Origin of the sequence: Acidiphilium sp. PM (assembly GCF_000219295.1) — a bacterium.
GTDB classification, from domain to species: Bacteria; Pseudomonadota; Alphaproteobacteria; order Acetobacterales; family Acetobacteraceae; genus Acidiphilium; species Acidiphilium multivorum.
The window spans coordinates 1-6,769 of record NZ_AFPR01000172.1 but is presented as its reverse complement, the minus strand read 5'-3'; the positions used below and the strand labels follow the sequence as shown (position 1 = coordinate 6,769).

The 6,769-nt window shown below is 69.2% G+C and carries 8 protein-coding genes; 4 read left to right on the top strand and 4 right to left on the bottom strand.

The window, feature by feature from the left end; all coding sequences use genetic code 11:
* Positions 1-59: 59 nt before the first annotated feature.
* Together APM_RS08410 and moaA are read right to left on the bottom strand one after the other, a co-directional pair.
* Positions 60-1,172: a diguanylate cyclase gene (locus APM_RS08410; RefSeq protein ID WP_007422939.1), complete on the bottom strand. Its 1,113-nt coding sequence runs from the start codon at positions 1,170-1,172 to the stop codon at positions 60-62.
* Between the two features lie 231 nt (positions 1,173-1,403).
* Positions 1,404-2,390 (bottom strand): GTP 3',8-cyclase MoaA, encoded by a 987-nt coding sequence (moaA, locus tag APM_RS08405; protein WP_007422938.1) that lies wholly within the window; start codon positions 2,388-2,390, stop codon positions 1,404-1,406.
* A gap of 187 nt (positions 2,391-2,577) precedes the next feature.
* Here moaA and APM_RS08400 point away from each other — a divergent pair, with 187 nt between their 5' ends.
* On the top strand, positions 2,578-3,162 hold the full coding sequence (locus APM_RS08400) for a DUF1013 domain-containing protein (RefSeq protein ID WP_035188529.1): 585 nt from the start codon (positions 2,578-2,580) through the stop codon (positions 3,160-3,162).
* A gap of 109 nt (positions 3,163-3,271) precedes the next feature.
* Here APM_RS08400 and APM_RS20310 read toward each other — a convergent pair whose 3' ends face one another.
* Positions 3,272-3,439, bottom strand: a complete 168-nt coding sequence (locus APM_RS20310; RefSeq protein ID WP_007422936.1) for a YdcH family protein — start codon at positions 3,437-3,439, stop codon at positions 3,272-3,274.
* A 203-nt stretch (positions 3,440-3,642) separates the two neighbouring features.
* Between APM_RS20310 and APM_RS08395 the strand changes: the two genes are divergently transcribed.
* Genes APM_RS08395 through APM_RS08385 form a run of 3 tightly spaced genes read left to right on the top strand, consistent with a single transcriptional unit; the run spans position 3,643 to position 5,479 of the window.
* Positions 3,643-3,846, top strand: coding sequence for a YdcH family protein (locus tag APM_RS08395; RefSeq protein ID WP_007422935.1), 204 nt, complete (start codon positions 3,643-3,645; stop codon positions 3,844-3,846).
* Between the two features lie 20 nt (positions 3,847-3,866).
* On the top strand, positions 3,867-4,337 hold the full coding sequence (gene purE, locus APM_RS08390) for a 5-(carboxyamino)imidazole ribonucleotide mutase (RefSeq protein WP_162839081.1): 471 nt from the start codon (positions 3,867-3,869) through the stop codon (positions 4,335-4,337).
* Positions 4,334-5,479: a 5-(carboxyamino)imidazole ribonucleotide synthase gene (locus APM_RS08385; RefSeq protein WP_007422933.1), complete on the top strand. Its 1,146-nt coding sequence runs from the start codon at positions 4,334-4,336 to the stop codon at positions 5,477-5,479. Before purE ends, APM_RS08385 begins: the two co-directional genes overlap by 4 nt.
* A 25-nt stretch (positions 5,480-5,504) precedes the next feature.
* Here APM_RS08385 and APM_RS08380 read toward each other — a convergent pair.
* Positions 5,505-6,769, bottom strand: a 1,265-nt coding sequence (locus APM_RS08380; protein WP_007422932.1) for a cisplatin damage response ATP-dependent DNA ligase, incomplete at its 5' end; no start/stop codon positions are given.

Genomic DNA, 6,769 nt, shown 5'->3' with positions numbered 1-6,769 from the left:
GAGCGCACCGCGCCCCGGCACGCCAATATCGTTACGTTTTCAAAATGAGAATGGAGCGTTCAGCCGGCCCGGAGCATGGCCGGTCCCAATGCCGGCCGCTCGTCCTTCGCCCGGTAGAGCCGCATATCCGCCTGCACCAGCAGGTCGTCGAGCGTGGCGCCGCCGGCCCCGGCACCGCTGATCCCGATGCTGACCGCGGCGGCCAGCCCGCGCGCGACCCGCGTCTGCGCGAAGGCAAGGCGGATCCGCTGCGCGATCGCCGCCGCGACCTCCGCCGAGCCGCCGACGATCAGGATCGCGAATTCGTCGCCCCCCAGCCGCCCGACCACGTCGCCTTCCCGCACGCTCTCCACGCAGATCCGGCCAAGCTCGCGCAGCAGCCGGTCGCCCTCGCCATGGCCGAGCGTGTCGTTGATTCCCTTGAACCCGTCGATATCCAGCACCAGCAGCATGCAAGGCGCCTCCCGCAGGCAGCGCTCCGCGCGTGCGGTAAAGCCGCGGCGGTTCAGCACGCCGGTCAGGAAATCGGTGCGCGCGACGTCGTGCAAGTCGTGTTCGCGCCACGAGCGGACCAGATGGCTGATCAGCAGCGCGTCGCAGAACATGAACAGCATGCCCTCGATCGCCGTGCCGTAGAGCCAGAAGCGGTACACCGCCGGGCTGCCGTAGAACAGCAGGGCGACCGCGCGCACGAGAACGAAGATCGCATGCCCGAACGTCGCCCCCGCCAGCGGAAGCCGCGCCAGCGCGCGGACCGGCGCCCGCAGGATCTCGGCCAGGATCAGTCCGAAAATCGCCTCGATGAACAGCGTCTGCGTCACCATCCGCAGCCACGGCGCGTCGCCGAAGGGCAGCACCGCGCTGACCGCCAACCAGACGACGCCGGGCAGCAGCACCTGCCAGGGCGCCGCGCGCCGCCCCCTCAGCCGCCGCGCCCCCGCCCACATGACGCCGAACCCGGCGAGATTCAGCCCCGGCCCCAACCCGTAGCCGAGCCAGGGCCAGGCCGCGTGCCCGAAAACCACCGTCGCGATCCCGGCCGCCACGGTGAAATAGCTCAGGCTCCACCATTTCAGCGTGGCGCAGCCGGACAGCATTCCCGTGGCCAGCAGCAGGGTGCCGCCCACCAGTATCATGCCATCGAAGAACAGATAGAAAGATGTGAGCCCCATTCCCCGATGCCCAGGCGATTCAGCTTAGACCTGCCCAAATACAGGCCGAACGAAGGCCACCAATTCTTATGACCAGACTGAAAACATGCAGTTCTTAAGGAATTTTTATTATTTTGACCGAGTTCTATTTCCGAAGATCTCTATCCACGATCATATCGATTGTCAAATTTATTTCTCGTGACTCAAGAACAGGATGAAACCGTCCCACCGCGCCCGGCGAAGGCCCCCGGCCTATCCGCCGGTCACGCTCATGTGCCGGGCCACCGCCGGCGCCCGCCCGGCGCGGTCGATCACGAAATCATGCCCTTTCGGCTTGCGCGCGATCGCATCGAGGATCGCCTGGCGCAGCACCGCGTCATCGTCCGAGCCGCGCAGCACGGCGCGCAGGTCCGCCGCGTCGTCCTGGCCGAGGCACATGTAGAGCGTGCCGGTGCAGGTCAGCCGCACCCGGTTGCAGCCCTCGCAGAAATTATGCGTGAGCGGGGTGATGAAGCCGAGCCTCGTGCCGGTCTCGGCGACGTCGAAATACCGCGCCGGCCCGCCGGTCACGTAGTCGGTCGGCGTCAGCGTCCAGCGCGCGGCGAGGCGCTGGCGCACGGTGGAGAGCGGCAGGTACTGATCGGTCCGGTCCTGGTCCACCTCGCCGAGCGGCATCGTCTCGATCAGGCAGAAATCGAAGCCGTGCCGGCCGCACCAGTCCAGCATGGCGTCGAACTCGTCCTCGTTCACGCCCTTCAGCGCCACGGCGTTGACCTTCACCCGCAGCCCCGCCGCCTTCGCCGCCATCACGCCGTCGATCACCTGCGGCAGCCGGCCCCAGCGGGTGATCGTGCGGAATTTCTCCTCGTCCAGCGTGTCGATCGAGACGTTCACCCGCTTCACCCCGGCCGCGACCAGCTCGTCGGCGAAGCGGCCGAGCTGGCTGCCATTGGTGGTCAGGGTCAGCTCGTCGAGCCCCTGGCCGATCCGCTGGCCCAGCCGGTTGATCAGCGCCATCACCCCGCGCCGGACCAGCGGCTCGCCGCCGGTCAGCCGCAGCTTGCGCACGCCGAGATCGACGAAGGCGCCCGCCAGCCGCTCCAGCTCCTCGAGCGAGAGCAGGTCCGCCTTCGGCAGGAAGGTCATGTCCTCCGCCATGCAGTAGACGCAGCGGAAATCGCACCGGTCGGTGACCGAGATGCGGAGATAGGTGATGGCGCGGCCGAACGGATCGATCATGTCTGTCATCTTTACTCTCGCGCCCGCAAACGCAAGTCCCGTTTCCGGCCGGCACCGGGGCGCAATGCGGCATTTCTCCGCCCGTGGCTTGACCCGGGCAATATCTCTGCACCATATGCACGGCAATATTAAGACGGCGTGTCCGCCGCGCCCGTCCGGCCGACCGCCGCTCTCTCTCTGAGGTATGATGATGACGCTGCCCCTGATGCCGAAGGCCACCGCCGTGTGGCTGATCGAAAAGACCGCCTTGAGCTTCGAGCAGATCGCCGATTTCTGCGGCATGCATCCGCTCGAGGTGCAGGCGATCGCCGATGGCGAGGTGGCGCAGGGCATCGTCGGCTACGACCCGATCGCCAACAAGCAGACCACCGCCGAGGAAATCCGCCGCTGCGAGGCCGACCCCAAGGCCCGCCTCAAGATGCTCGACGCCGCCATCCCCGGCGGCCGCCGCACCAAGGGCGCGCGCTACACCCCCGTCGCCAAGCGGATCGACCGGCCGGACGCCATCGCCTTCATGCTGCGCAACTACCCGCAGGTGCAGGACGCGCAGATCGTCAAGCTGCTCGGCACCACCAAGGACACGATCCAGAAGGTGCGCGACCGCTCGCACTGGAACAGCGCCAACATCAAGCCGCGCGACCCGGTGATCCTCGGCCTCTGCAAGCAGTCCGACCTGAACGACGTGGTCTCCGCCGCCAATGCCCGCGCCGAGCGCGACGGCGAGCCGGTGCCGCCCCCGCCCGTGCCCGAGAGCGGCGACGAGGCGGCCTGATCCCGGGACGACGAACCCGGACCGGAGATCCCGGCCCGGGCGATGATGTTCAGATGATCTTCATCGGCGCGGCGGCGTCCTGCCGCCGGTTTCCGGACTTCCGCGCGCCTCAGCGCGCCTGAATTCGCTCCATCTCTTCCTTGAGACGAAGTTTCTCCAGTTTGAGTCGGGCGAGATTGTCCTCATCCGGTCGCGGCCGCCGGTCCTCCTCCGTGATCCGCATTTCCAGGCCGGCGTGACGCTGCTTGAGGGATTCAAGTCTCGCTTGCAGGCTCATCCTCGACTCCTTTCCGAGTGTGGATCGTTGCGGCGCCCGCCTTCCGGTGCCCGGAGCAGGCGCCTGAAGCGAATCTAGTCCTGCACGCGGCGGTTGTCATCAGACTTTTACAAAAGTCATCCCGCCGAAATTCGCCCCGGCGCGGGGCGGTTGCGGCAAATCCGGGATAGGCCAGCCTCCCGCGCCTGTGCTAGAAGCCGACCATGCTGACCGACAAGGATAATCTGCTCCGCCAGCTGCATGGCCTGCGCAGCGAGCACCGGGACCTCGATTCCGTGATCGCCCGGCTGGGCGACCAGCCGACGATCGACCAGCTGCAGATCCAGCGGCTCAAGAAGCGCAAGCTGCTGCTGCGCGACCAGATCCTCCGCCTCGAAAGCCGCCTGATCCCGGACAGCATCGCGTGACGCCGCGCATCGGGATCATCATGGGCAGCCGGTCGGACTGGCCGACCATGCGCCACGCCGCCGAGACGCTGGAAGCACTCGGCATCCCCTTCGAGGCCCGCGTCGTCTCCGCCCACCGCACGCCGCTGCGCATGGTCGAGTATGCCCATGCCGCGCGCGGCCGGGGTCTCGCCGCGATCATCGCCGGCGCCGGCGGGGCCGCGCACCTGCCCGGCATGGTCGCCGCCCTCACCCCGGTGCCGGTGCTCGGCGTGCCGGTGGAGAGCGCGGCGCTGAAAGGGGTGGACAGCCTGCATTCCATCGTGCAGATGCCCGGCGGCGTGCCGGTCGCCACCTTCGCGATCGGCAAGGCCGGGGCGATCAACGCCGCCCTCTTCGCCGCCGCCATGCTCGCGGTGACGGACAAGGCCATCGAGGCCAGGCTCGACGCCTGGCGCCGCGCCCAGACCGACAACGTGCCCGACCTGCCCGAGGACCTGCCCACAGAATGACCGGTTTTCCGCTTCCCCCCAACGCCACGATCGGCATCGTCGGCGGCGGCCAGCTCGGCCGCATGTCCGCCATGGCGGCAGCCCGGCTCGGCTATCGCTGCCATATCTTTTCTCCGGAACCCGACGCCCCGGCCTCGCAGGTCGCGGCCGCGACGACCCGCGCCGATTACGACGACAACGCCGCCCTGCTGCGCTTCGCCGATGCGGTGGACGTGATCACCTTCGAGTTCGAGAACGTCTCCGCCGAGGGGCTCGACCTGCTGGCCGACCGCCGCCCGGTCCGGCCGGGGCCGGAAATCCTGCGGATCAGCCAGGACCGGATCGCGGAGAAGAGCTTCCTCAACGAGGCCGGCATCGGCACCGCGCCCTGGGCGCCGGTGAGCAGCATGGCGGAGCTGACCGCCGCCATCGCCGCGATCGGCCTGCCCGCCGTGCTGAAGACCACCCGCCTCGGCTATGACGGCAAGGGCCAGGCGCTGATCCGCACCGAGGCGGAGGCGGAGATGGCCTTCGGCCTGCTGCATCCGAAGCCGCTGATCCTGGAAGGCTTCGTCGATTTCGCGGCGGAGGGGTCGGTCGTCGTCGCGCGCGGGGCGGATGGGACGGTCAGCGCCTTCGACATGGTCGAGAACCGGCATCGCGACCATATCCTCGACCTCACCCTGGCCCCGGCCCCGTTCGACCCCGCGGTGCGGGAGACGGCGCGGGAGATGGCGCGCCTCGTGGCCGAGCGGATCGGCCTGGTCGGGCTGCTCGCGGTGGAGTTCTTCATCGACCGCGACGGCAGGGTGCTGGCCAACGAGATCGCGCCGCGGCCGCATAATTCCGGGCACTGGACGATCGATGCCTGCCCGGCTAGCCAGTTCGAGCTGCATATCCGCGCCGTCGCCGGCCTGCCGCTGCCGCCGGCGATCCGCCATTCCGACGCGGTGATGAAGAACCTGGTCGGGCCGGAGGATATCGCCCTCTGGCCGCGGATCGTGGCGACGGCGGGGCTGATCCCGCATCACTATGGCAAGACCGCCGCGCGGCCGGGGCGCAAGCTCGGCCACGTCAACGTGCTGTTCCCGCACGGGGCGCTGCCCGGCGAGTTCGGCATCCAGGCGGCGCTCGGGCCGCTCGCAGGCGGCACGGATCAGTGAAGCTGCCGCTCTCAAGCGGCCCGGACTAGCCGGGCAGGAGCAAACGCGCGGTCTCCAGCGTGTCGGCCTCGGCGGCCGGCTTGTCCTCGCGGATGCGCAGGATGCGCGGGAAGCGCAGCGCGATGCCGGATTTGTGGCGGGTCGAGCGCTGCGCCGCGTCGAACCCCACTTCCAGCACGATCGCCTTCTCCACCTCGCGCACCGGGCCGTAACTCGCGACCGTGTGGGCGCGGATCCAGCGGTCGAGCCGTTGCAGCTCGGCATCGGTATAGCCGGAATAGGCCTTGCCGACCGGCACCAGCGCGCCCTCCGCCGTCCAGACGCCGAACGTGTAGTCGGAATAATAGGAGGAGCGCTTGCCGTGGCCGCGCTGGGCATACATCAGCACGCAGTCGAGGCTGAGCGGGTCGCGCTTCCATTTCCACCAATGGCCCTTGGGGCGGCCGGCGAGATAGGGGCTGTCGGCGCGCTTGAGCATCAGCCCCTCGATCGCGGCATCGCGGGCGCCGGCGCGCAGGGCGGCGAGATCCTCGGCCGCGGCGAAAGGGATCAGCTCCGAAAGGTCCATCCGCGCCGGGGCGGTGCGGGCGAACCAGGCTTCGAGCCGGGCGCGGCGGGCATCGAAGGGCAGGCCCCGGAGGTCGGTTTCGCCCTCGAACAGCATGTCATATAGCCGCACGCCGACCGGGTTGGCGGCGCGGAGTTTTGCCGGAACGCTCTTGCGGTTGAGGCGCTGCTGGAGGTCGGCGAAGGGGGCGACCGCGCCGTCGCGGATGACCAGCAGCTCGCCATCGAGCACGGCGTGGAAATCCATCGCCGCGACGATTTCGGGGAAGGCGGCCGAGATGTCTTCCGCGCCGCGCGAATAGAGCCGGCTGCCGCCGGGGGTGGACACGAGCTGGACGCGGATGCCGTCCCATTTCCATTCGGCGCGATGGGCGGACCAGTCGAGTGTCGCGAGGTCGGCCGCCTCGATCGGGTGGGCCAGCATCGGCGGGCGGAAGACAGGGGCCACACCGGGCGCGGGGCGCGGGGCGCGGCCTTCCAGCCAGTCGAACAGCGCGGTGTAGGGCGGCTCCAGCCCGTGCCAGACCTCCTCGATCTCGTCGGCCTCGACGGCGAATTGCCGGGCCAAAGCGAGTTTCGCCAGCCGCAGCGAGGCGCCGACGCGCAGGCCGCCGGTGATCAGCTTGATCAGGGCGATCCGCGTCGAGACGTCGCTCGCATCGAGCCAGCCTTCGATCAGCGCCGGGATTTCGGCGCGCGGCGCCGCGCGCAGGGCGGCGACGA